General features: G+C 35.1%; 20 protein-coding genes. 5 read left to right on the top strand and 15 right to left on the bottom strand.

Features of this window, described 5'->3' with window-relative positions; all coding sequences use genetic code 11:
• Positions 1-3: 3 nt before the first annotated feature.
• Genes AAC601_RS18375 through AAC601_RS18365 form a run of 3 tightly spaced genes read right to left on the bottom strand, consistent with a single transcriptional unit; the run spans position 4 to position 2,016 of the window.
• On the bottom strand, positions 4-891 hold the full coding sequence (locus tag AAC601_RS18375) for a DUF3822 family protein (protein WP_340154063.1): 888 nt from the start codon (positions 889-891) through the stop codon (positions 4-6).
• Positions 892-895: 4 nt separating this feature from the next.
• Positions 896-1,468 (bottom strand): hypothetical protein, encoded by a 573-nt coding sequence (locus AAC601_RS18370; RefSeq protein WP_303269668.1) that lies wholly within the window; start codon positions 1,466-1,468, stop codon positions 896-898.
• A gap of 41 nt (positions 1,469-1,509) precedes the next feature.
• Positions 1,510-2,016 carry an NUDIX hydrolase gene (locus AAC601_RS18365; protein ID WP_303269666.1) on the bottom strand — a complete coding sequence of 169 codons (507 nt, stop codon included), beginning with the start codon at positions 2,014-2,016 and terminating at the stop codon, positions 1,510-1,512.
• A 40-nt stretch (positions 2,017-2,056) separates the two neighbouring features.
• Here AAC601_RS18365 and AAC601_RS18360 point away from each other — a divergent pair, with 40 nt between their 5' ends.
• The 3 genes from AAC601_RS18360 to AAC601_RS18350 all read left to right on the top strand — a co-directional run bounded on the left by AAC601_RS18360 (position 2,057) and on the right by AAC601_RS18350 (position 4,426).
• Positions 2,057-2,518: a PaaI family thioesterase gene (locus AAC601_RS18360; protein ID WP_303269665.1), complete on the top strand. Its 462-nt coding sequence runs from the start codon at positions 2,057-2,059 to the stop codon at positions 2,516-2,518.
• The gene (locus AAC601_RS18355; RefSeq protein WP_340154062.1) at positions 2,511-3,914 is read left to right on the top strand and encodes an AAA family ATPase; all 1,404 of its coding nucleotides are present in this window, start codon (positions 2,511-2,513) and stop codon (positions 3,912-3,914) included. The genes AAC601_RS18360 and AAC601_RS18355 overlap by 8 nt, the downstream gene beginning before the upstream one ends.
• A gap of 113 nt (positions 3,915-4,027) precedes the next feature.
• Positions 4,028-4,426, top strand: coding sequence for a DUF1573 domain-containing protein (locus tag AAC601_RS18350; protein WP_340154061.1), 399 nt, complete (start codon positions 4,028-4,030; stop codon positions 4,424-4,426).
• A gap of 55 nt (positions 4,427-4,481) precedes the next feature.
• Here AAC601_RS18350 and AAC601_RS18345 read toward each other — a convergent pair whose 3' ends face one another.
• The 5 genes from AAC601_RS18345 to AAC601_RS18325 all read right to left on the bottom strand — a co-directional run bounded on the left by AAC601_RS18345 (position 4,482) and on the right by AAC601_RS18325 (position 9,819).
• On the bottom strand, positions 4,482-5,543 hold the full coding sequence (locus AAC601_RS18345; RefSeq protein WP_340154060.1) for a hypothetical protein: 1,062 nt from the start codon (positions 5,541-5,543) through the stop codon (positions 4,482-4,484).
• Positions 5,527-6,078, bottom strand: coding sequence for a hypothetical protein (locus tag AAC601_RS18340; protein WP_303269660.1), 552 nt, complete (start codon positions 6,076-6,078; stop codon positions 5,527-5,529). The genes AAC601_RS18345 and AAC601_RS18340 overlap by 17 nt, the downstream gene beginning before the upstream one ends.
• Positions 6,041-6,616, bottom strand: a complete 576-nt coding sequence (locus AAC601_RS18335; RefSeq protein WP_340154059.1) for an RNA polymerase sigma factor — start codon at positions 6,614-6,616, stop codon at positions 6,041-6,043. Before AAC601_RS18335 ends, AAC601_RS18340 begins: the two co-directional genes overlap by 38 nt.
• A gap of 247 nt (positions 6,617-6,863) precedes the next feature.
• On the bottom strand, positions 6,864-7,844 hold the full coding sequence (locus tag AAC601_RS18330) for a pyruvate dehydrogenase complex E1 component subunit beta (protein ID WP_303269658.1): 981 nt from the start codon (positions 7,842-7,844) through the stop codon (positions 6,864-6,866).
• 178 nt (positions 7,845-8,022) lie between these two features.
• On the bottom strand, positions 8,023-9,819 hold the full coding sequence (locus tag AAC601_RS18325; protein WP_303269657.1) for a tetratricopeptide repeat protein: 1,797 nt from the start codon (positions 9,817-9,819) through the stop codon (positions 8,023-8,025).
• Between the two features lie 154 nt (positions 9,820-9,973).
• On the opposite strand from AAC601_RS18325, the gene AAC601_RS18320 reads away from it, so the two are divergent.
• Both AAC601_RS18320 and AAC601_RS18315 read left to right on the top strand, forming a co-directional pair.
• A complete protein-coding gene (locus AAC601_RS18320) occupies positions 9,974-10,189 on the top strand; it encodes a PspC domain-containing protein (RefSeq protein WP_303269655.1) in 216 nt (71 codons plus the stop codon).
• Between the two features lie 48 nt (positions 10,190-10,237).
• A complete protein-coding gene (locus AAC601_RS18315) occupies positions 10,238-11,392 on the top strand; it encodes an MFS transporter (protein WP_303269654.1) in 1,155 nt (384 codons plus the stop codon).
• A 50-nt stretch (positions 11,393-11,442) separates the two neighbouring features.
• Here AAC601_RS18315 and AAC601_RS18310 read toward each other — a convergent pair whose 3' ends face one another.
• From AAC601_RS18310 to AAC601_RS18280, 7 genes are all read right to left on the bottom strand, one after another.
• The gene (locus AAC601_RS18310; protein ID WP_303269653.1) at positions 11,443-12,528 is read right to left on the bottom strand and encodes an alkane 1-monooxygenase; all 1,086 of its coding nucleotides are present in this window, start codon (positions 12,526-12,528) and stop codon (positions 11,443-11,445) included.
• 98 nt (positions 12,529-12,626) lie between these two features.
• A complete protein-coding gene (locus AAC601_RS18305; protein ID WP_303269652.1) occupies positions 12,627-13,199 on the bottom strand; it encodes a redoxin domain-containing protein in 573 nt (190 codons plus the stop codon).
• Positions 13,192-13,863: a hypothetical protein gene (locus AAC601_RS18300; protein WP_303269651.1), complete on the bottom strand. Its 672-nt coding sequence runs from the start codon at positions 13,861-13,863 to the stop codon at positions 13,192-13,194. The genes AAC601_RS18305 and AAC601_RS18300 overlap by 8 nt, the downstream gene beginning before the upstream one ends.
• A 22-nt stretch (positions 13,864-13,885) precedes the next feature.
• Entirely contained in the window at positions 13,886-15,100 is a 1,215-nt protein-coding gene (locus AAC601_RS18295) for an aspartate aminotransferase family protein (protein ID WP_303269650.1), read from the bottom strand.
• A 13-nt stretch (positions 15,101-15,113) separates the two neighbouring features.
• Complete coding sequence (locus tag AAC601_RS18290) at positions 15,114-15,371, bottom strand: acyl-CoA-binding protein (protein ID WP_303269649.1); 258 nt, start codon at positions 15,369-15,371, stop codon at positions 15,114-15,116.
• Between the two features lie 83 nt (positions 15,372-15,454).
• Positions 15,455-16,741 (bottom strand): citrate synthase, encoded by a 1,287-nt coding sequence (locus tag AAC601_RS18285; RefSeq protein ID WP_303269647.1) that lies wholly within the window; start codon positions 16,739-16,741, stop codon positions 15,455-15,457.
• A gap of 174 nt (positions 16,742-16,915) precedes the next feature.
• The coding region (locus AAC601_RS18280) for a PKD-like domain-containing protein (protein ID WP_340154058.1) at positions 16,916-24,099 on the bottom strand (7,184 nt) is incomplete at its 5' end.

The following is a 24,099-nucleotide window of genomic DNA, read 5'->3' as shown; positions in this document are numbered from 1 at the left end:
GAATTATAAATTAAAATAGTTTCCAAATACATCAAAATACTGATGTTCGGCTATTTCATCAAATTTGAATCCAAAATTTAATTTTTTGGTCCTATTCCCAATTTTAATAGCTGGAAAATTCTTTTGCAGTTCTTGAAAATGAGTAGAGTCCTTTTTTATATAACCCCAAAGATTAATAATTCCTTCCTTTTTCAAAATTTTAAATTCATTGCATATCAGATTGATATATTTTATATACTCATCAAATTTCTGGATTTTGAAAGAGTTAAAATATAACAATTTTCCATTATTGCAGACAGATGCATGGAGGTAAAACCTATCTATGTACAGAGACAATTCATTTTCATTTGCAAAGGGCGGATTAAATAGAACCGCGTTCACTAACATACCACTTTGGTGAGTGACTTTTATTTTGCTGTTTACATAAATTGATCGAACGAACTTTAGAACTTCTTTCTGATAGGTAAAGATATTGACTGAGTCATTACTATTCACCTTATAATAACCTACAGAATCGGACGGTTCAACTTGGCAATTCATTTTCAGAATTGCCCTAGCATTGTCCTTTGAGAAATAGGAGAGAGGTGCTAGGCAGTACTTTGGCGTTTTAAAGCATAGGATTACTTCTTTCCAAAACCCAACCATCAATAGATGATGCTCATCAAAAAGCGCTTTTAGAACTTGCACTTTTTGATGTTCATCCTCAGTTTTACTTAAACTATAATCTTCAAGTATTAAAACCCGATTAGATTTAATATCTATAACCGATACCTGAAGGTCTCTTTCTCCAATTTCTAAAATCAAGCAATAATGCTCAATTTTTTCAATAGAGAACTTATCATCCTTAACCTTCCTTATGGTTTTAAAAACTTTTTCTTTTGCTATATCCAAAATATTATTCCCAGTTTCCTGCAGTTGTTACTTCTGATTTAGAGCCCACTCTTAATGCTTTTTCATTATCATCTTCCCTTCTCTTAGGATTAATTGGCTCAGGATCTTTTACTTCGAAGACGTCAACTTTCACGGACCCTTTGATGATTTTATCTGCAAAAATCTCAAATTTGGTTTTTGAGCCTGGCTTGTATGGCAAGTTTTGTAAATCGAAGTTTGGAATATTTGCATACAGAGAATCGTAAACTGGTATTGTACCAAGCGTATCAATATTTATTACAACACTGTCCCCACCATAATCTCTCTGGATAATAGTTTCTGATCTTTCTGTTAGGTAGAAATCGCCAGTGTCAATAAAATTAATCAATTTTTCCCAATCGCTAGTATATTGACCATTCACCCTTTGATAAGCAATCATACCTGATCGGATTTGTTTTAATTTGTTGATTACTCGAGCCTCTTCTCGCTTAATCTTTTTCTCTTGTTGAATATCATAGGCAATGCTATCTACAAAAAAGTAGCCTACTACTATTGCAGCCACGAAGAAAACTATTGATAAAATCTTTGTTTTGCTCATCTTTCTATTTTTTTTCTCTATTTAGAAATTATTTTAAAATGCTATTTTATGGAATTATTCACAAATTTAAAATATCCTTTAAGATTTAAAACTTCTTGAGGTTTATTTATTCCTATAAACATATTGTGCAAGTAGTCATTTTCTGTGTTTATTAATTTATTTTCATCAAAAAATGCTAAATCGGATAAAATTTGTTGTTTGCCCATTTCAGGATCATTTCCCAATTTAAGAATTCCTCCGGTTTTTTCTACTCTAAAAAATAATTCAATAGCATGGATGCTACTGGTCATAAATTCATTCACAAACAGTAATTCATGAACGTGAATATGCAAGCCTGTTTCTTCTACAAACTCTCTTTCTAAGTTTTTTTCTGCATCATCTCCAAAATCTAGCCCTCCACCGGGTGGGGACCACAAATATTCTTTTTTTCCAACCCCCTCATGTTTTAAAAGTAAAATTTTATTTTCTTCAATTAATATCCCACCGACTCTAACCCTTACTTTGCCACCGAATTTTTGATTGACACTTTCCCTTGCTTTTCCAGTCATCAATATGCTTATATTTGTGAAATATTTGAAATTACATAAAATGCAGGAAAATACAGTGAAAAAAGATTTTAAGTTAAGGGTTGAAAAGTTTTTAGAGCGACAAGAATTTATGAAGCATATTGGCTTCGATTTGTCAGTAATTGAAGAGGGTAAAACTGAAGGCTGGCTCGATATTCAAGAAATCCATAAACAGCAAAAGGGTTTGGTGCACGGAGGCGTTACAGCCACAATTGCAGATATTGTAGCTGGTTTTGCTGCATACACAACTGTACCAATGGATTGTCATGTTGTGACTGCTGAAATAAAGGTATCATACTTTAAAGCCGGAATGGGAGAAAAATTGCATGCTATTGGCTATGTGGTTAAAAAGGGAAGGAAATTAAACTTTTGTGAGGCAGAAATTTGGGCAGTAGACGGTGAAGAACGAAGCTTGATAGCCAAAGCCACTACAACTATGGCTGTAATCAATCCAGAAGATATCAACCATAAAATGAATGCCTAGTGCATCGGCCATTATACGGTCAAAGTTTCCTTTTGAGCCTACTCCTGGGCAGTCTCAATTTTTCAAAGCTTTGGATCCGTTCTTTGATCTGAAAGATGAGGATAGACCTATTTTATTGCTCAAGGGTTACGCTGGTACCGGTAAAACTACTATTGTCAGTGCTTTAGTGCAATTTCTACCCTTGTTTAACTATAAGTATGTTTTGATGGCTCCAACAGGTCGTGCTGCAAAAGTAATGAGCAATTACTCAAAGAGACTGTCACTTACTATTCATAAGAAGATTTATCGTCAGACAGCGGAAGTAGGCAGTGGTGAACCTAATTTCTCACTTCAAAAGAATTACCATCAAAAGACGCTCTTCATTATAGATGAAGCAAGTATGTTATCAGATGAAAAGGGATTTGGTAATAGCAGTTTATTGGATGATATCATTAGTTATGTTTTTCAAAATGAGGGCAATAGAATACTATTTATTGGAGATGATGCCCAGTTACCTCCTGTAGGGAAAGTAAACAGTGCTGGCCTCGATGCTAATTTCCTTAAAAGTAATTATAGAGCTGAAGTAATAGAGACGGTTTTGACTGAGGTAATGCGTCAAGCCCAAGATTCTGGGATTTTGTTTAATGCAACCGCTTTACGGAGTGAACTTTCTAAAAATGAATTTAGAATTCACTTTAATACTAATTCTTACAAGGATATATTTAGAATGACAGGGGAAAGATTAGAAGATGGATTGCGGTATGCTTACGAAAAGTATGGCGTTGAAAATACTGTAATAATTTGTCGTTCAAATAAAATGGCGGTGCAGTACAATGAGTATATTAGGAGACAAATCCACTTTATGGAAGGAGAATTAGAAGCTGGTGATTTCTTAATGATTGTTAAAAATAATTACGTTTACCAAACTGAAGATACACCAGGTGGATTTTTAGCCAATGGCGATTTCATGGAAGTGGTTAAAGTAATTAATTTTGAAGAGATGTATGGGTTGCGATTTGCAGATTTAGAAATCAGACTAACCGATTATGACAATCATCCTAATCTTCAGGTGAAAGTAATTTTAGATACCTTGCATTCCAATGGTCCATCATTGAGTAATGAAGAATATAAGAATTTGTATCATCAGGTGGCAGAAGACTATATGGATCTAGATACTAAAGCTGAACGGAAAGCGGCTATTAAAAAGGATCCATACCTGAATGCACTTCAAATTAAATTTGCTTATGCCTTGACATGTCATAAATCTCAAGGGGGACAATGGAATGCAGTTTATGTTGATCAGGGTTATTTGACAGATGAAATGGTGAATAGAGAATATATACGATGGCTATATACGGCAATTACTAGATCAACACAAGAGTTATTTCTAGTCAACTTCCATCCCAAGTTTTTCTAGCTTTAAAAACCTTAAAAAATTGTTTCATTTTTCTTCTTAATGTTATTTTTGGTATCATTTTTATTGAAATTTCGTAATTTTACTTATCGTATCAAAAATCAAATATTTCAATTATGAAAAAGGCAATATTATTTTTCGCTACATTTTTTTTGATAGGGTCAGCAGTGGCTCAATCAACAGAAAGTACTAATGGTCCAGAAATTACTTTTGAGGAAAGTAATCATGATTTTGGAGATATCACTCAAGGAGATGTGGTAGAGCATATTTTTAAATTTGAGAATACAGGGAAGCAACCGTTAATTATTTCAAATGTTAAAACTACTTGTGGATGCACGGTCCCTAGTTTTCCAAAAGGAGAGGCAATAGCACCAGGAGAAAAAGGTGAAATTACGGTTAAGTTTAATAGCCGTGGTAAAATGGGAAGACAAAATAAAATAGTTAGGATTGTTTCAAATATTGGAGAAGAAAGAAGCGTTCGAATAACTACCAATGTTTTACCAAAAGATTCTTAAAAGGAAAATAAAGAAATTTTAAAAGGGCTGTTTAGAAACAGCCCTTTTTTTTTGCTTAATTCGCAATCAACTTGCAACCACCATAAGAGGTTTTAATTCTTAGGACAGTCGAATTCTGATTTGCGTTCCCACCAATAGTTCCTTCGTATTCCTCATCGGACATATCTTTCATTTTTTTACTAAAACTGATGTTTGACCCTTCAGTTGTCAGTTTCCCGAATGAATGTTTTGTGTCAAATCTTAAATTAGCCCCACCTTCCATTTTGATTTCAGATTTTGAAAATTCAGTATTTAGCTGAAATGATTCTATGTCTTTACTAACAAATTTTACGTCTATGGTCCCACTCGCATATTCAGCATCTAGATCAAAATTAGAATAAACTTTGTCAATATTTATTTCCGAGAATTCAGCGCTCCCTTTGTAATTGGAGACCGTTTCAATATTCAGTTGACCATATTCAACATCAAAGTTGATGGTTGTAATATCTCCAATTTTAATTTTAGAGAATTCACCCTCAAGATCGAGTAAGTCTGCTTTAGATAATGCAAATTCGTCTATATAGCTTAGCTCAAATTCACCTGATGAAATAGATTCGATTTCTGCTTTGCCAAATTCGTGAGTTAAATTAAGAGTGCCCAAACTTCCAGCGGTTAAGTTCCCATACTCCAAATTGATTCTTGTATTACCAGAATAATCGGTGAGGAAAATGTTTCCAAATTCATTTGTAACAGATAAAGGATGACCATCAGGTAAATTGATTTCATAATTAATCTTAAAGCTCTTTTTTCTAAATGAAGTATTGCTGTGTGATTTAAGAGTGGTTTTAATAGAAATCAAACTTCCAGTTTGACTAGTATTTAGATCAATCTTCTCGAGAATTTTTTTAGATTCATTTTCATCGTAGCCCTCAACTTCAAGAGTAATTTTGACTGAAATTGAGTTTTTATCCCATACTGCCAAGTTTACATTACCGAAGTTATTTGCAATTTCTAACATAGTTTGCTTATTGTTGGGCGTAAAGGATTTATCCATTATTTCATATTTCGCATCTTGCGCAAAAGAAATTGTGCCCTTCAGTATTAGAACAATTATTAAAGTTTTAAATAGATATTTCATTGCTTTCTTGTTTATCGTTATGACTATATTCCTGTAAATCTTGCAAGATGTTCAGTTGTTGTTCAAGGATCTCAATTTGAGTTTGTAAATTCTGAATCATGGCATTGACCAATTGAGGGTGAGCACCCTGTTTCTTTATTTTCAATTTTAAATCCTCGTATTTTTTATTTAATGATTTTAAGTCTGAGCTAATTCTAATGTTTCTTTTTTTAGTCAATTGATGAACTAAGAGTGCTTTTTCATTTATATTTCGCTTATAGAATGCTTCAATTTCTGAGTATGGTTTATCATTTACTGATAAGTTTTCCAATTCATTGATTTTATTAGTTAATTGTATTCTATCAAAAATGAGCCAGCCAACACTAAGCACTAGCATGATGGAAGCAGCGACCATCCAAATAGAAAACTTGCTTCTCTTATTTTGAGATATTCTGTCCTCTATATGATTCCAGCTGACTTCAAGATTGAAATCTATTTCTAATTCTTCTCTATGTTCCTTAGTAAATTGCTCCAGCTTGTCTTTTCCCTTGCTCATATTCTTTGATATAATCTTTTATTTTAATCTTTGCTCTGTGAAATTGTGATTTAGAAGTGTTTTCTGAAATAGAAAGTATCGCTGCAATCTCTTTATGTTCATATCCTTCCATTAGATATAAACTTGCTACCGTTCTAAACCCCGTGGGAAGATGATGAATGGCTCTTTTTACAATATCCACTTGCAATTCGATGTCTTCCCAATCTATTTCTAAATCTTCTGTCATGTCTTCATCAGCTAACTCATTCATTTTCCATTTAGATGCCTTTCTCAAATAGTCTAATGCTTGGTTGACTACTATCTTCTTTAACCAGGAACCAAATGTAGCTTGAAAGTTATATTGGTTGATCTTATAGTACGCCTTAATGAATGCTTCCTGTAAAATGTCTTGAGCTTCATCATTATCACCTAATATCCTGAAAGCAACATTAAACATTGATTTAGCATAAAGCTGGTATAATTCTTTAAATGCCTTCTGATCACCCTTTTTACAACTGACTATTAAATCCTGATGTATATGTATACTTTTCGTTTCCAATCTTTTTTATAGAATCTAATAATCGACTAAATATTTACAACACTCTTAGCTATTGATTTTTAATACTTTCAATGACAGTACAGCAGCGACCTCCTCAATTTTGTTTAAATCTATATCAAAGACTCTGCTTTTTGGAAGTAGTTGCATGCTAGTTGAATATAATTTAAAAATTTATTTCTAATTTTTTGGGAACAAAAAAGGCTAACCTTAACAAGATTAGCCTTTTGATGCTGTGTTTTAATGATTTTTAGTCTAAATACATAACTTTTCGCAGTGCTTTTATTGTTCTTTCTTTATTAGGTAAAACTGCTTCCAAAAGGGTAGGAGCATAGGAAACAGGCACATCTAAACTATTTACTCTTAATATTGGTGCATCCAGAAAGTCAAATACTGCTTTTTGAATATTAAATGTCAGATCACCAGAAATAGACGCTAACGGCCAAGCTTCTTCTACAACTACGCATCTGTTGGTTTTCTTAACAGATTCAAAAATGGTAGTATAATCAATTGGTCGGACAGTTCTTAAATCTATTACTTCAATTGAGTAGCCTTCCTTCTCCATTTCCTCTGCTGCAGCATGTGCTACTTTCATCATCTTACCAAAAGATATCAATGTAGCGTCACTGCCCTCTTTAGTAATTTTGGCTTTACCGATCGGTTCAAGAAATTCCGATTCAGGAACTTCTCCCTTGTCCCCATACATTAATTCTGATTCCATAAAAATAACAGGATCATCATCACGAATAGCAGATTTCAGTAATCCTTTAGCATCGTATGGATTTGAAGGGACAACAACTTTTAGACCGGGTGTATTAGCATACCAGTTTTCAAAGTTTTGTGAATGCTGAGACGCCAATTGGCCTGCATTTCCTGTTGCTCCTCTAAAAACTATTGGTACATTAAATTGGCCACCAGACATATTCATCATTTTTGCCGCAGAATTAATAATCTGATCTATTGCAACTAATGAAAAATTGAAGGTCATGAATTCTATTATTGGTCTAGTTCCGTTCATTGCTGCTCCAACACCTATTCCGGAAAATCCTAGCTCAGTAATTGGGGTGTCAATTACTCTTTTAGGACCAAACTCGTCCAACATCCCTTGTGTTACTTTATATGCACCATTGTATTCCGCTACTTCCTCACCCATAATGAAAACGTTTTCATCACGTCTCATTTCTTCGGACATTGCTTCATTAAGTGCTTCTCTAAACTGAATTTCTCTCATCTATCTTGTAAATTTTACAGGGTAAAAATAGTTATTCAACTGCCAATTACCAACTCAAATCTAAGAGTTCATAAACTTTTCTTAAGATTATATCCTTTTGACGAAATTATGCTTACAATTGAGCAAAAAAAAAGCATCAGCCTGCTGGCTGATGCTTTGATATAAAATGATTTGAATTTTACTTCAATGCATTTCTAAAGTTGTCGTTAGATGAATAGTTAGAAAACTCTAAATCAGACAATGCTTTCGATTTTAAGCTAGAATCAGCTGCAACAGCTTTTTCTAAATGACTGATTACATCGGCTTCTTTACCTAATCTTGCACTAGCTACAGCAGCTAAATAGTGAGCCTGAGCATGTACACCTTTTCCTGAAGTCTTTCCTGCAACTTCTTGTAATGTACTTACAGCATTCTCATAATTACCTTGCAATACTAATGCCAATCCTTTGTTAAACATGTTAACTTCAGAATCATCAGTGTTTTTGAGAGAAGTTGAAGCATCGCTGTACTCACCCATCATGATTTCTAACGCGCCTTTAACACCCATTAAACCTCTTTCATTCTCGCTACTTAAAGTCATTTGATCAGCTTTAGATACTGCATCATATGCTTTTTCGTAATTTCCTTGCATAGCATAAGCAGTTGCTAAGTTTGCATAAGCTTCAGCATTTTCAGATTTTTTATTAGAAATCTCAAATTGAGTAATAGCTTGTTCTACTAATGAGGTCATCTGATCTCCTTCAGCGTCCATAGCTAACTCTAAATGAACTGCTCCATAATTGTTGTGAGCAACTGGGCTATCATCGTTTTTCTTAGTCGCAGCTTTTAAAATAGTAGCTTTCTCCTCTAAAGATGGAGTCATGCTAGCAGCATACATTAATTCTTCTAAAGATAATGTATCAGCTGAAGTAGTTTCTGCAGCTACTTGCTTAGATAAAACAGAGATTTCTGCGTCAGTCTTTTTCTCTTTAACTGTTAATACTTCAGTTTTAGCAGCTCTTAAATCAGGGTAGATATCTTTGAATACTTTTTTGTATGTAGATAACTTTTGCAATCTATCTTCTTTTTCCTCAAAGCTTCCAGAACCGTTTACAATCTTAGTGTATTCGCTCTTTTGAGCATCAGTTATGCCATCATATGCAGCTAACGCTTTTTTGAAGTCAGACCAATCTTCAACAACTGGCTTCAAAATGAATTCAATAGATTCCGCCATGCCTTTGTAGTCATAACGATTCATTTGTCTTCTGTAGTAGTTTTCAATTGCCTTAGCTCTATCTTGCGACAAGTTACTGTTAATTCTTTCAGGACCCTCTGGAGAGTGAGTACCTGTTATAGTAACAGTTTTTGTTACATTTTTATCAGCTATAAATGCATTGAATTTTTTACCTCTATCGCTTCTTAATTCAGAAGTTTTTAAAACTGACCTACCTTGGTCGAAGTAAAAATTAACATTTGTTGGTACCAATTCTTCTTTGTTGTTATAACCATGATCAGCATAAGCAGCATGATAAGAAGGCATAACCATTTGAGAAGTGGTAATGATACCAGTCGCATAGGTTTTTCTATCAGTAGATGCTGACTTACCATTCTTTTCGATTGTGGCAGTTCCTTGCATTACCAATTCACCTTTTACATTCATGTCCTCTTCATAATTGAATGTGAATTCTTGACTTGTTCTAACTGGCTCTGTATCGCTGTTAGGGAAATCAGCTTTCACAAAATCCACTGCATCTAAAGCAATTTCTTTGTCGCCATAGACGTAGTATGGATTTACTGTATAGGTGATTCCGTCTTTAAGCATTTTAGAAGGTAATTGAAAGTCTACCGTGAATGCTACCTCTTCACCATGAAGCTCTAGAGGATTTGGAGTTACATCAATAGCTTGCTCTTCTGCGGCCTGCATCATCTTATTTAATGCACAACCTGAAAAAGTCATTGTTCCTAAAAGAACAGCTGCGTAAAATAATTGTCTCATTTGATTCATTATTTGATTATGTTTGGAAGTTAATGCGAAATTATATTTATATTGGAACTATTCCAATGTATTTAGTAAATTTAAGAAAAGATTTCTACTTTTATCGAATAATTAACGAGGCATTTGCCTTATTTGTTTAAATTCAAGGGATATTATGAAAAAAGTTCAACAATTCATCGAAAATCAGGCATTTGGCGTTTGCACCCGACTGGGTGAAATGATGGATCTTCCTACTTCTCATATTAGAATATTTTTTATTTATTCCTCCTTTTTAACATTTGGCTCCCCAATATTAATATATTTAGCCTTAGCATTTATACGTGATGTGAGAAAAATGTTGAGGAGAGGCAGGTCAAAATGGTATTATTAGGAATAATTCCTCGCTAAATTTGAATTCTATTCGAAAATCATTTCACGAATGGCTCATTTTCCGCAAAGTCTATTGGTAAAATCACGATGGGCAATTAGCACTATATTTTTTTGTTACGGACTTACCTTCGCTAGTTGGGCATCTCGAATCCCCACTATTCAAGAAAAATTTTCATTAAGTGAAGCTGAATTGGGTACACTCCTTCTCATGTTACCTATAGGTTCATTCATTTCACTTCCTGTAGCGGGCTTTTTAGTAGCAAAATGGAATAGTTTTTTAGTTGCACGATTATCAATTATTCTTTATTTACTGTCCTTAGTCGCCATAGCAATATCTGAAAATATATTCATCTTAGGATTTGTTTTATTTCTTTTCGGCTTAATGGGTAATATGGTAAATATTGCAATCAATACACAAGCCGTCAGTTTAGAAAAAGAGTATAAAAAGAATATAATGGCTAGTTTTCATGGAATGTGGAGTTTAGCCGGCTTCTTTGGTGCAATTGTAGGTGCATTTATGATAGGTAAGGAAATCTTATTGAAATATCATTACATCTTAATTTTCAGTGCTAGCATTATTGCCGCAATTATTAGTTTTAAGTATCTAATTAAATCAGACTTAGACGAGAGCGAGGATAAGCCGATTTTTGCCATTCCTGATAGGTCATTATTGCTTTTAGGGATAATTGCCTTTTGCTCTATGATGTGCGAAGGGACCATGTTTGATTGGAGTGGAGTGTACTATAAAAAAGTGGTGAATGCACCGAAAGATATATTAGGGTTAGCCTATATGTTTTTCATGATTAGTATGGCAGGGGTTAGATTTGTTGCCGATTATTTCACTACTAAATTTGGCGTGAAAAGAATTATCTTTTTTAGTGGCCTTCTGAATTTCAGCGGACTATTGATTTTGATTTTGTTTCCAGGCAAAATCGTTTCCTTATTGGCCTTTTTTATTGTGGGCGCAGGAGTGTCCTCAGTTGTCCCCTTGGTGTTTAGTCTTGCTGGAAAATCTAAATCTATGAGCTCTAGTGTGGCTTTAGCGGCCGTTTCCACAATGGGCTTTTTTGGATTTTTATTGGCACCTCCTTTAATCGGATATTTGGCAGATTGGCTAAATTTACAAGCATCTTTTTTGTTTATCGCCTTAATGGCGCTAGGTGTGGTCATATTGTCGACTCAGTTAAAAGGTAATCCAAAATGATGTTTGAGAATGCTAATCACATGTATTCGATAGGCCTTAACAAGTTTTAATTAGGAAGTTGTCGATTTTAGATTATTCCATTTTTGCAATTTTGGATTCATCACTTTAAACCATAATGGAGGGAAATGTGCCAGAAGAATCATTGTTGGATATCCTGCTGGCAGTTGTGGAGCACTTTCATAATTGTCCAAAACTTGATATCGTTTGATGGCATTAAAATGATGGTCTGAGTGTCTTTGAAGCTGGAAAAGAAAGAAATTACTCACCATATGATTGGCATTCCAAGAATGATGCGGAGCTACTCTTTCATAGCGCTGATCATCTAGTTTTTTTCTTCTTAACCCATAATGTTCAACATAATTGACAGCCTCTAATAAGGAAAATGCCAGAAAGCTTTGTGCAAAAAAGAATGCAAATGGAATCCAGGTGAACGCTCCTATTATGATGCTTACACCCAAAGTTAAGCTAAAAGCAAAAATGAAAGGCAAAAGTGTAAACCATATCATCTGATTATGAATGGAGAATTTGGGTTTATTCTTTCTTTCTAATCGCTTGTTTTCTATTTCCCAGGCACTTAAATAACCTTGACTTACAGAGCGCCACCAAAATGCATAAAAGCTTTCATTTTCTCTGCTGGTTGCAGGGTCCTCGTGTGTGGAAACACGCAGGTGATGACCTTTATTGTGCTCGATATAAAAATGCATATAACTAACACTCATTAATAGCACTTTGCTATAAAACTTCTCTAATTTTGACTTTTTATGCCCTAACTCATGAGCAACTGTTATCCCTATTCCTCCCGTAGATAAGGAAACTGCAATAGTGAATGTAATTGCTTCAAATACTGTTAATTGATTAGTTGAAACAACCCATACAGCCCAAAGCAAAAATGCCAATTGAAAGTATGTCCAGCAATAGGTGATAAATCTGTAATAGAAATCATTGGAAACACTCTTTACAGCTTCCTTGGGAATATTATTGTAATCTCTTCCAACAGCTGCATCAATGGAAGGTATCAACGCATAAACGAAAATTAATGCAGATAAATTAGCAATTCCACCAAAGTAGAATCCTACTATGGTTAAGGTAGGAATGATAAAAGCACTGAAGAAACCAATTTTTCGTAACCAGCTCATGGAATCGATTTTAAAGATTTTAAATAATTCACCTAAAATAAGATGTTTATACCTAATAAACCAATTTGGTTTTGCAAAAATTCATTGAGCTAAAGATTCTAGTTTTTGCTTAAGAAATCTCTGAATTCCTCAGTATTAAAATTACTCATACCTTCTTTTCGGAAGACGATTTTTCCCTGTTTAATCACAAAGGTCGTAGGGAGGGTTTGAGACTGTAATTGTACTGGGCTTCTCAATTCCTGATAGATGGGTAATTCATACTCTTTTTTTTCTTTAAATTTTATTGCTTTATTAAAATCATTGTCCTTTGAAATCATTAAAAACGCAATATCATGATTATCTTTAAGCTGTTGATATAGTTTTTCTATATGGGGCATTTCACCCAAGCAAGGTGGACACCAAGTAGCCCAATAATTAATGAAAATGGTTTTGTTCTGTAATTGCGCATAAGAAATTCTTTCGCCATTAGGAGTAATTAATTCGCCATCAAAATTAAAAGATTCAATTTCTATGTTTTCTATTGATGGCGTAATCAGATGCGTGGCTAAAAGCCAAGATTGTATTTTCCCCATAACAGGTGCATGCCAGCCTGTGATGTAAAGTGTTCCAAAAATGGCAATCATTACTCCCCAGCTAATTGCTTCCTTTCTCCAGTTTATTTTTTTACTCATTTGTTATATTTAAAACCAATTCCTTTATAAAATCCTTTTCAGAGTTTTCAAAATTCAACTCCGTTGATATTAGATATTTGTGAATAGATGTTAAGTTTTCGAAATTTGCCTCTTGTATATGTTTAGGAATTTTGATTATCCTGTTATCATCTTTTTTTAGTGCGGCATCACTTCTATTGAAGAAATAAGGCTGTAGCGTTTTATTGCAACTTATAGCGATTTTATCAATATCATAATACTCATTCCATTCTGATATTTTTTCATTTATTTCCTCAAAAAAATGGTCGGTGCCTGCTAATCTAACTCGAGAACCCGCTTTAGATTTCCCTTTAGTTTTAAGGTGTTTAATCTGACTCTTTCCTTGCTTTTGTCTTACCATATAAGCTTTGACCATCTTATGTTCTGTAATTTGATCTTCCTCAGAATAAGCCAGGGCAGCTTCCCCCGAGTGAATCAAGACGATAAGAAAATTAGAGGGTATTATTTTATGGTGTTCGTATTTGATGAAAAACGGTAGTCGAACAGATAACTCTTCTCCTTCCGAAAATTCAAGTAAATGCCTTGAAGGTTGATAGTTAACATTCACGTGTTCCTTTTGAAAACTATCTATTAATTTAGATAACTGATTAGCGTCTATTTTTTTTAAGAGATGAAAAGCTGCCATATTCTCTTACCAATTACAATAATTATGACTGATCATTATTAATCAGCTTTACGGCTTTCTCAATAGCCTCATTAATGACCTTGCAGGCTTTTTCAATTTCCTCGTCATTTATTGTTAGGGGAGGAGCAATTCTAAAGCTGTTTGGGCACGAAAGAAACCAAAAACAGATAACACCATTTTCCAGGCAGTTTTCAACAATCCTACCTACAATTTCTTCAGTTTCAAATTCAAAGGCAAACATCATCCCTTTTCTCCTTATTTCTACTATTGATGGATGATTTATTAAATTTTCAATTTTCTCACCTTTCCTTTCCACTTCATTCAAGAAATTACCTTCTAAGATGACTTCTAGGGTAGCAGCAGCTGCTGCACAACTCATTGGGTTTCCACCAAAGGTGTTGATGTGCCCTAGCATTGGTTGCTTGGTAAATAAATCCATATGATTTTTATCTGCAATAAAAGCGCCTAGTGGTAATCCGCCTCCTAGCGCTTTCGCAGTGCATAAAATATCTGGTTCAACTCCAAAATGTTCGAATGCAAAAAGCTTCCCCGTCCTTCCAATTCCAGATTGAATCTCATCCATAATTAGCAAAGTACCTGTTTCATTGCATTTTTTACGCAATGCTTCTAAAAATTTCCTCTCAGGAATTCGAACTCCTGCATCACCTTGAATGGTTTCAATTACGACACAAGCTGTTTTTCTACTAATTAAGTTTAAATCTTCGAATTTATTTAATCTTAAAAAACGAACGTCAGGTAGAAGAGGCCTGAACCTGTACTTTTTCTTTTCATTAGCTGAAATACTTAGTGCCCCATGCGTGCTGCCATGATAGGCACCTTTGAATGCAAGTAATTCGGTCCGACCTGTAACTCTCTTAGCTAATTTTAATGCTCCTTCAATGGATTCCGCTCCACTATTACAGAAATATACACTGTTTAGATGTTGTGGAAGGTTTTCAACAAGGATTCTTGCTAATTTATTTACTGATGATTGCACATACTCACCATAAACCATAATGTGCATGTGCTTTTCCAGTTGTTCTTTAATCGCGTTTACTACTTTTGGATGTTGGTGGCCTAAATTACTAACTGCAACACCGGAAATTAAGTCCATATATTTATTTCCATTCGTTGAATGTAAATAAATGCCTTCTGCGCGTTCTATCTCTAATAAAAAGGGAAAGGGCGAAGTTTGAGCTATATTTTTGAGAAATATATTTGTTTCCGTTGGTTGCAAATTAATATATTTATCAGTTAGCTAATTTATTGACTAGGTCAATGTATTCTTTCATGGCGTCTTCTGATGACTTACCTTTTAATTCTTCCCAAGCATTGTATTTTGCTATGGCTTTGAAATCGAAACCTCCAGGTCTTTCTCCTTTAACATCTCCCTCGTCTCCCTGTTTGTATAGTGCATATAGTTTTAGCAGTTCTTCATTTGAAGGCCTTTCACTGATATCCGTTTTTGACCTCTCGGCTGCATTTTTAAATTCTTCTTGTAAACTCATCTATGTGTTTTGTTATTTCTGTAAAAATAAAAAAGTCAACCCAGATTTATAGGTTGACTTTGAAAATAAATTACTTGTTATAATTATCTCTTGTTTAAATCAACATATGAACGAAGATTCTCTCCAGTATAAACCTGTCTTGGTCGTCCAATTGGTTCATTATTTTCTCTCATTTCCTTCCATTGTGCGATCCATCCTGGAAGTCGGCCTAATGCGAACATGACAGTAAACATCTCTGTCGGAATACCCATCGCTCTGTAAATAATACCTGAGTAGAAATCAACATTAGGATAAAGTTTTTTCTCTACAAAATACTCATCTTTCAAAGCAATTTGTTCCAATTCTTTGGCAATAGTTAATAACGGATCATCAACTCCTAATTGCCCTAAGACATCATCAGCTGCTTTTTTGATGATTTTAGCTCTTGGGTCAAAGTTTTTGTAAACTCTATGACCAAATCCCATTAAACGGAAAGGATCATTTTTATCTTTTGCTTTCGCAATAAATTTAGCGGTATCTCCACCTGCTTTTTCAATTTGTTCTAGCATTTCTAAAACTGCTTGATTAGCACCACCATGCAATGGCCCCCATAGTGCGTTGATACCAGCTGATATTGAGGCATACAAACTGGCTTGCGAACTTCCTACTACCCTAACAGTGGAAGTGGAACAGTTTTGCTCGTGATCAGCATGCAGAATTAATAAAGTGTTCAGTGCCTTAGCCACCACTGGATTTACTTTGTATTTTTCTGCTGGTAGGGCAAACATCATTTTAAGGAAATTTGACTGATAATCTAACTCATTATCAGGGTAATTTACCGGATGCCCAATTTGATTCTTAAATGCCCAAGCTGCAAAAGTTGGCATTTTAGATAATATTCTGATTATACTCAAATCAACTTCCTTAGCAGATCTGTTAGGATCCAATGATTCAGGATAGAAAGCTGTTAATGAACAAACCAAAGAGGATAAAACGCCCATTGGATGTGCATTTGATGGGAATCCATCTAATATTTTTTTAATATCTTCATGAACCAAGGTGTGTGTGGTAATTTGATTCTGAAATTTTTCTAGCTGAGCTTGAGTTGGTAAATCACCATATATCAATAGATATGATACTTCCAAAAATGATGATTTCTCGGCAAGTTCTTCTATAGAATAGCCTCTATATCTTAAGATCCCCTCTTCCCCATTTAAAAAAGTAATAGCACTTTTAGTAGAACCCGTGTTTTTAAATCCTGGATCGATTGTAATAAGTCCACTACTAGCCCTTAGTTTACTAATATCAACAGCTATCTCTTTTTCAGTACCTTGAATGACCGGTAGGTCGTAATCTTTTCCTGCGTATGATAATTTTGCGTGGTCTGACATGTATATTAAATTATATTAAATGTTGAAACAATGGTTTAAGAATTCACGAAATTAAGTAAAAAAATACTTTAATAAAACTGAGTGTACATTATCCTTAAATTATGATACTAAATACACTCATATGTCAAATAACGCCAGTTAATCAATATAGTTTTGAAAATTATATGAATAGAATTAATCAATCAAGACTATTTTTTGTCGATTGAGATCTCCATTAGAATTTTTGGAGATGACATGATATACTCCTGAGGCAAATCCACTTAAGTCAAGTTCAGTTTCAGTTGTATTACTTGGAATCTTACTTGTCTTTATGATTTTACCATTTGAATCCAGGATCATAATGTCAATATCCGAATTTAAAGCTTTAGCAAAGCGTATATTTAGATTTCCTCTGCTTGGATTTGGATATAGATTCATTCCAATTGATTCAAATCCTTCATTAATATTTAGGATCACTTTAGCATATTTAGCTTGATTTACATCGTCTATATTAATTTCAAATATTCTGTTTGTAATTTTATCTTGAACTATGGATACAATAGCTAGATCATCATTAGAATAGATTGAATTCACCTCCCACTCATACGTGTTAGTTATATTTTCTGAAAGTTCATCTAGATTTACTCCATTTATGTTTGGCAAAATCTTTCGTACGATATTTGTAAGTTCAGTATTATCAATAGATTTCTCAATAATAAAGTAGTACCCAATCAAATTAATGGTAGTATCGTTATTTGGACTTAAGCTAGCATCAAAACGAATGGTGTTTTCATTGGCAGTTTCATCAATGGAAACCTCAATTAAATTACTTGGTTCTAAAAGTGACCTTCGTGTTATAATTTGTTCAAATTCACTATTCAATAGGTTAGGAGATTCGAATATATTTCCTTCAAATAACTCCCCATCGATAATTAATGTAGGGCTTTCATCTACGTCATAGATACTTGCTCTAGCATCCATCTCTACTGAATTCCTGATATTGATCGAATCAGGAGATGGCAAAGAAATATGGAAATTCATTGGAAGCACATCTTTGCCCACTTCAGAAGAAACCAAATCTTCTACATTACTTCTATTATTGATATAATTCGCAGAATTTAAATTTGTGAAGCTTTCAAGTAGTACCAGCTTTTGTCTTTCGCCTACGTATATGTTATCAATTGCCATACCAATAGGAGTTCCACTGTACCTATCTCCTCTGAAGTTTATTCTAAAAGAGACACTAAGGAAATTACTGATTAAATCCTCACTAATCGAATGAGCAACTCTGATCCAATTTCTTTGATTCTCTGTAAAGTACCAAGCAAATGCATCTTCATTCGAAGTTTGTCCTCCAATTGGAAATCTGTTTGATATATTATACCAATTTAGTTCATCACCTTCTGATCCAAATACAAACCAGTTTTCACCATCAGTGGAGTATTCTAATATTGCACCTTCAAATCTTTCGTCTTCAACATCTAACCACATATCGAAAGCAATCATTGGTTTTTCTAAACTAGTAAGATCAAAAGTTGGGCTGTATAGGAAGGAATTTTCATTGACTTTATAACCCGATATACCATCTGTAGCGGTTTTCCAAATTTTACCTGGATTTGGATTGTCATTTTTACCTACGAAGGCTCCATTAGGGAAATCATGTATCCAAGAACTAGAAATAGTATCTATTGATTGAGAATACCAACCACCTGAATTTTGATCAAATGTTTCCAAATATGGATATGTATCTACAGCAGGAACTATATCAATCGTTTTTATGATTGAGTCTGTACATCCTAAAGATGAGGTGATAACCAATTTTACATCGTAAGCTCCGGCATTTTCATAATTGAATGATGGGTTTTCTAGGATAGAAATATCTGTATTCACACCTTCAACCCCAAAATCCCATTGGAATGACTCTATTAAATTTAAACTTGGGTCGCCATTCAATACATCTAGCATACTTTGATTGGTAAATTGTGTTGGTTGTTGACCATTGCTACTGGTTTTCAAATTATTAACTGAAAAATCAGTTTTTTGAATGTTCCCAACATTTATTGTAGTCGTCTTTTCAAAAGTACATCCTAAAGCAGTTGTTCCAACAATAGTAATTGATTTAACACCAGGAGAGCTGAATTGCTCGATTTGACCTTCTTCATATATCCTGTTTGGTGAATTTTCATATTCTAATTGGAATGACACTAAAGAATCTTGAGGGTGATCATAACCAGGATCAATGAAAATTTGAACTGCATTATCAACATCACAAATATTTTGATAAACTATTTCAATTTCTGGCGCAGGAATTCTCCTTATTTTCTTCGTTGTAAACGCTGTACAGCTGGTTTCAGATTCAAATATTGTATAAGTAATTTCAACGGAATCTAGACCAGCTACTTCTGGTGATGAAGCATTAAAGTAGGAGATACCACCTAAAATTTCTATACCCTTGCCGCTGAACGTTCCTCCTGATGAAGTTGGATCTAGTTCAAGGAAGGCATTAGAGCAAAAGAAACCCTCGCTGTCATCGGTTTCTATTTCAAAATTTGAGTTTGGTCCATTGGTAACTTGAACTGTGGTTTCAGTAGAATTAGTACATCCGTTACTGTTGGTAAATTCATAGGTGATAGTATATGGACCTCCAACTGTTGCTGTCTCAGGATTGAAGAAATATGCTCCATCCTGTTCAAAAACACCTCTACCAGTGAAAATACCTCCAGCTGGACTTCCGGTAAGTTCTTTGATTCCGTTTCTTATACAATACAAATTGTTCGGGAATGGATTTCCAGTAATTGCTACATTGGGTAGAAGATTTACTGCTACGGTCACCTCATCAAAGGTTGACGTACATGGGCCACTACCATCAGGGTCATTTACTGTAAATCGTAAAGTAACATTTTCACCATACTCACTTTCATCTGGGATATATGTAGTGATAGGAGAGGTGCTTGAAGTAAATGATCCATCTCCACCACTCCACTGGCCACTTCCAGATCCATTTAATAATTGAGCTTCTAGTGTAAGGTTTTCTCCTTCGCAAATGTCATTAGCAGGTAATATTTCAACTATTGCATTTGGATTAATAATTACAGAAAAAACTTCAGTATTTCCTGCACATGTCCCATCTAAAAGTCTAGGTGTAATGGTGTATACTACGGTATCTCTTTGGCCAGATACAGAATTTGTAAGGTTTCCTCCAATTGCAGTAGCAGTACTATCATTAGCGCCAGCTTCGTTTTCAGACACCGTCCAGAAATATTCAATATCATTTACGTGTAGATTGTTAGTCAAAGTTATTGGTAATTCAAAATCTTGACCACTGCACACAAAGTACTCGTTTTGAATATTTTGAAATTTGATTTCTGGTCTTACTGTAATGGTTAATTCTTCACTGGTGCCAATACAATTACTATTTAAAGGAGTGATTCCATATACTAAGTTTTGATCCGTGCCTGAAGTATTAATTAGATCGAGATTAATGTCGCCTGTACCCGACAATTCTACTCCTTGCACAACCGAAGTATCACCAGAAATGTAGGTCCATTCGAAATCGGTAGATGGTATACTAGACTCTGGCACAAACGAGAAAGTGTCATTTGAACAAGTTGTGAATTCTAAAATATTATTAGACAAAGTTGGATTTGGCAGTACTCTAACCTCAATAGTTTTAACAGGTCCCGCACAACCATCAATAGTGGAGAAAACTGTTATATTGGCCACATTATCCTCTGTATCTGAAGAATTAACCGCTGTAAATCCAGCAGGCGTTATAGACTGGTCAGTCGTACCGTCACTGTTATTTATCCCTATAGTTAAATTATCAATTTGCCATTCATAAGTTGCATCATCCCCAACATTATCAGAAAAATCAATATTTACGAAATCACCTTCACAAAATGCAGTGTCTGTATTTAGTATTATAGGTGATGGTTTTAAAGTAATTTTAAATGAATCAGGACTACTTAAACATCCATTTCTTTCACTAAAATATTTCACATATCCTTCAATCGGTATTCCTGTTTGATTATCTGCTAAATCAAAACCTGGGAAGATTCCAGTTCCTGACGTAGGAGTAGCATCTCCGATTAAGTCTGCATTGGTTACTTCCCAGCTGAAATTCCCCGTGCCAGAATCATGTCCAAAGGTCCTGCTATTTACAGATCCCGGGTAACATAAAGGTCCTTCATCAGGTTCCGAACTAACAAGTGGTTCATAGAATAGAGTAACATTAAAATCTTCACTAGACTCACAACCATTTTGTTCTGAAGTAACCTCAATATTAGATGTTATGTCTGCACCTGTTGTATTTAAGTTAGTAGTAAATTCAATATTTTGCCCATTTAAAATTGGGCCTACTGCAAAAACCGAATTATCAGAAACTGTTAATGTAAGGTTGGTATTAGATAAATCAGTAGTTACTGGGATCGAAATAAAATTGTTCGGACATAATTCAACATCACTAATTGGTGAAATAACCGGTGATGGATTTAAAGTTAATGAAAACGATTGCGATGTGCCAACACAAGAATTATTTGTCGGTGTGACTATAATATTAGCAACAATTGGAGAGCCGCTATTATTACTATTTGCTGTAAAATTGATATTGTCTCCATTGCCAGATGCAGCTAAACCAATTGCAGTATTATCATTTACCCAACTATAAGTTGTCGAAGCTCCCAAGCTATTCCCGAAATTTACACTATAGATTTCACCAGCGCATAATTCATCATCTGATATGGAGTTCATTATTGGAGTCGGCTTCAGCCTGATTTGGAAATTGATTTGATCACTTACACATCCATCCCATGTACTTGTAACCGTAACATTGGAAACAATAGTAGCGGTTGTATTATTACTATTAGCAGTAAATGCAGGTATATTTCCAGTTCCAGAGCTAGAAGGCAAACCGATTGCAGATGCATTTGAAGCTGTCCAGGATATTGTGCTAGCCCCTCCCGAATTATCAGATAGGGTCGTTGCAGAAATATTATCAGTAGCACAGATTTCAAAAGAAGAAACTGTGTTTAAAATAGGCTTTGGTTTAACTGTTACTGTGAAGGTTTCAACTTCGCTAATACAACCATTTCTTGTTGCCGTCACTGTAATATTACTGACCTGGTCAACCCCAGATAGGTTTTCGCTTGCGTTAACGTTGATATTACCATTGCCAGCTGCAGCAATTCCAGTTGCTGTATTATCATTAGTCCAACTAAATGTACTTCCGCTTACATTACTACTAAAGGAAGTACTTATGTTATCAAAAGAACATACTTCGATAGAGCTAAAAGGAGCTATTACCGGTTTTGGTAATAAAGTTACTGTGAAAGTTTTGATAGTACTAGCACAACCGTTTAGGGTGGCCGAATAAGTGAAATTGCTTGTAATTGCAGCACCTGTATTATTTGACTCAGCTGTAAAGCTTATATCGCCAGACCCATTGCTTACAAGTCCTACTCCAACGGCCGTATTATCATTTGACCATGAAAATGTTTCGCCCGTTGTATTTGCATTGAAGTTTACATTTACTGTGGATCCAGGGCAAACTTGAATATTACTTACACCATCTATAACAGGAGTCGGTTTAACATCTATATTGAAAGTTTCGGAGGCAGCGCTACATCCATTTAAAACATAATCAATAGTGACAACAGAAGTAATAACGGCCCCGCTCGTATTTGATTGAGCATTCAAGGCCGGTAGATTACCAGTGCCGCTAGACGAAATTCCTAACTGAGATGAATTCGTTAATGACCAATTGAACGTACCACCAGATATATCAGCACTAAAGCTTGTACTCCCATGGGTATCACCAGGGCAAAGGCTTAAGTCAGAAACAGGGTCGATTACCGGTACAGGATTTATGGTGAGTTCCATTTGATCTACTTCAGCTGCACAAGGGCCTGCAGAACTTGCCGTTAAAGTCAATGTGATTGGTGAGTTTGCAAAATCCGTTGGCCCCGGTGTGTACATTGGTGTTATTGCTGTATCATCATTAAATGATCCGTCTCCGTTTGATGTCCATAAAAGAGTAGATGCATTACTTTCGGATGGTAAAGTCGAAGAGTTAGAAAGATCTAATACATCTCCGTCACAAATTATTTCATCCGAACCCGCGGTTAAAACAATTTGAGGATTTACAGTAAAGTCCACTTGCGCCCTATCAAAACAGTTAGTTGCATTTAATGTAACTCTTGCGTAATAAGTGGCACTCCCATTAATATCTACGTCAGTTTCGTCAAGAACTGGATTTGTTAAACTGCTATTTGTAAACCATGCAATTGTAACATTCGATTGATTTTCAGTTGTAACATCGGTGTTATATGATGTTAAATTTACGTTTACACTGCCAGACCCGGAAGTATCTTCACAAAGGGTGTAGGACTGATCCACCACGGTTGGCAGCGATCTAATTGTGATAATTTTTGTGGTAATATCACTAGGACAAGAAGAACCAGAATTTGCTACAAATTCAAAGGTTACATTTCCAAAATAGGATCCATCCGGAGTGAAAACTGATTCCCAGGTACCAGAATTGTTTGCAGTGGCAGACAGAGTTCCAGAATTCTCAGGACCAGATCCCTGGCCAGTTTGAATAATCCAAGAACCTGTGGAAGCACCCGAATTTATTGTACCTCCCAGGGTAATTGGTTCTGAAATACATACTTCTGAACCAGTGGAAGTTACGGTCCCAACTGGAAGAACTGAAATTGCAATAACTTTAGTATCGACCGCATCCACACAAGACCCATTTCCACTGACTGTAAGTGTTAGCGTCACATTTGTACCTGCATCAGTCGGATCAGGCGTATAAGTTGGTGTAATAGTATTTGCATCAGTTAAAACCCCATTACCATCAGAAGTCCAGTTAATTCCAGCACTATTAGTAACTGCGGCATCACTAACGGTGTAAGCAGTATTTTCACAAACTTCATCATCAGCTCCAGCATTTGCAGTAGGCTCAGCAGTAACCGCTAAGACTTTAGTATCGACCGCATCCACACAAGACCCATTTCCACTGACCGTAAGTGTTAGCGTCACATTTGCACCGGCATCCAAAGGATCTGGCGTATAAGTTGGCGTAGAGGTGGTGGCATTAGTTAAAACCCCATTACCATCAGAAGTCCAGTTAATTCCAGCACTATTAGTAACTGCGGCATCACTAACGGTGTAAGCAGTATTTTCACAAACTTCATCATCAGCTCCAGCATTTGCAGTAGGCTCAGCAGTAACCGCTAAGACTTTAGTATCGACCGCATCCACACAAGACCCATTTCCACTGACCGTAAGTGTTAGCGTCACATTTGCACCGGCATCCAAAGGATCTGGCGTATAAGTTGGCGTAGAGGTGGTGGCATTAGTTAAAACCCCATTACCAT

The organism is uncultured Marivirga sp. (genome assembly GCF_963974845.1).
GTDB classification, from domain to species: Bacteria; Bacteroidota; Bacteroidia; order Cytophagales; family Cyclobacteriaceae; genus Marivirga; species Marivirga harenae.
This window is presented reverse-complemented; position numbering and strand designations above follow the sequence as displayed.

Bases quoted from the DNA above. Each gene is read 5' to 3' on its own strand.
- AAC601_RS18370 (WP_303269668.1), bottom strand. From the start codon at position 1,468: ATGAGCAAAACAAAGATTTTATCAATAGTTTTCTTCGTGGCTGCAATA.
- AAC601_RS18365 (WP_303269666.1), bottom strand. From the start codon at position 2,016: ATGACTGGAAAAGCAAGGGAAAGTGTCAATCAAAAATTCGGTGGCAAA.
- AAC601_RS18360 (WP_303269665.1), top strand. From the start codon at position 2,057: ATGCAGGAAAATACAGTGAAAAAAGATTTTAAGTTAAGGGTTGAAAAG.
- AAC601_RS18355 (WP_340154062.1), top strand. From the start codon at position 2,511: ATGCCTAGTGCATCGGCCATTATACGGTCAAAGTTTCCTTTTGAGCCT.
- AAC601_RS18350 (WP_340154061.1), top strand. From the start codon at position 4,028: ATGAAAAAGGCAATATTATTTTTCGCTACATTTTTTTTGATAGGGTCA.
- AAC601_RS18345 (WP_340154060.1), bottom strand. From the start codon at position 5,543: ATGAAATATCTATTTAAAACTTTAATAATTGTTCTAATACTGAAGGGC.
- AAC601_RS18340 (WP_303269660.1), bottom strand. From the start codon at position 6,078: ATGAGCAAGGGAAAAGACAAGCTGGAGCAATTTACTAAGGAACATAGA.
- AAC601_RS18330 (WP_303269658.1), bottom strand. From the start codon at position 7,844: ATGAGAGAAATTCAGTTTAGAGAAGCACTTAATGAAGCAATGTCCGAA.
- AAC601_RS18325 (WP_303269657.1), bottom strand. From the start codon at position 9,819: ATGAGACAATTATTTTACGCAGCTGTTCTTTTAGGAACAATGACTTTT.
- AAC601_RS18320 (WP_303269655.1), top strand. From the start codon at position 9,974: ATGAAAAAAGTTCAACAATTCATCGAAAATCAGGCATTTGGCGTTTGC.
- AAC601_RS18315 (WP_303269654.1), top strand. From the start codon at position 10,238: ATGGCTCATTTTCCGCAAAGTCTATTGGTAAAATCACGATGGGCAATT.
- AAC601_RS18310 (WP_303269653.1), bottom strand. From the start codon at position 12,528: ATGAGCTGGTTACGAAAAATTGGTTTCTTCAGTGCTTTTATCATTCCT.
- AAC601_RS18305 (WP_303269652.1), bottom strand. From the start codon at position 13,199: ATGAGTAAAAAAATAAACTGGAGAAAGGAAGCAATTAGCTGGGGAGTA.
- AAC601_RS18300 (WP_303269651.1), bottom strand. From the start codon at position 13,863: ATGGCAGCTTTTCATCTCTTAAAAAAAATAGACGCTAATCAGTTATCT.
- AAC601_RS18290 (WP_303269649.1), bottom strand. From the start codon at position 15,371: ATGAGTTTACAAGAAGAATTTAAAAATGCAGCCGAGAGGTCAAAAACG.
- AAC601_RS18285 (WP_303269647.1), bottom strand. From the start codon at position 16,741: ATGTCAGACCACGCAAAATTATCATACGCAGGAAAAGATTACGACCTA.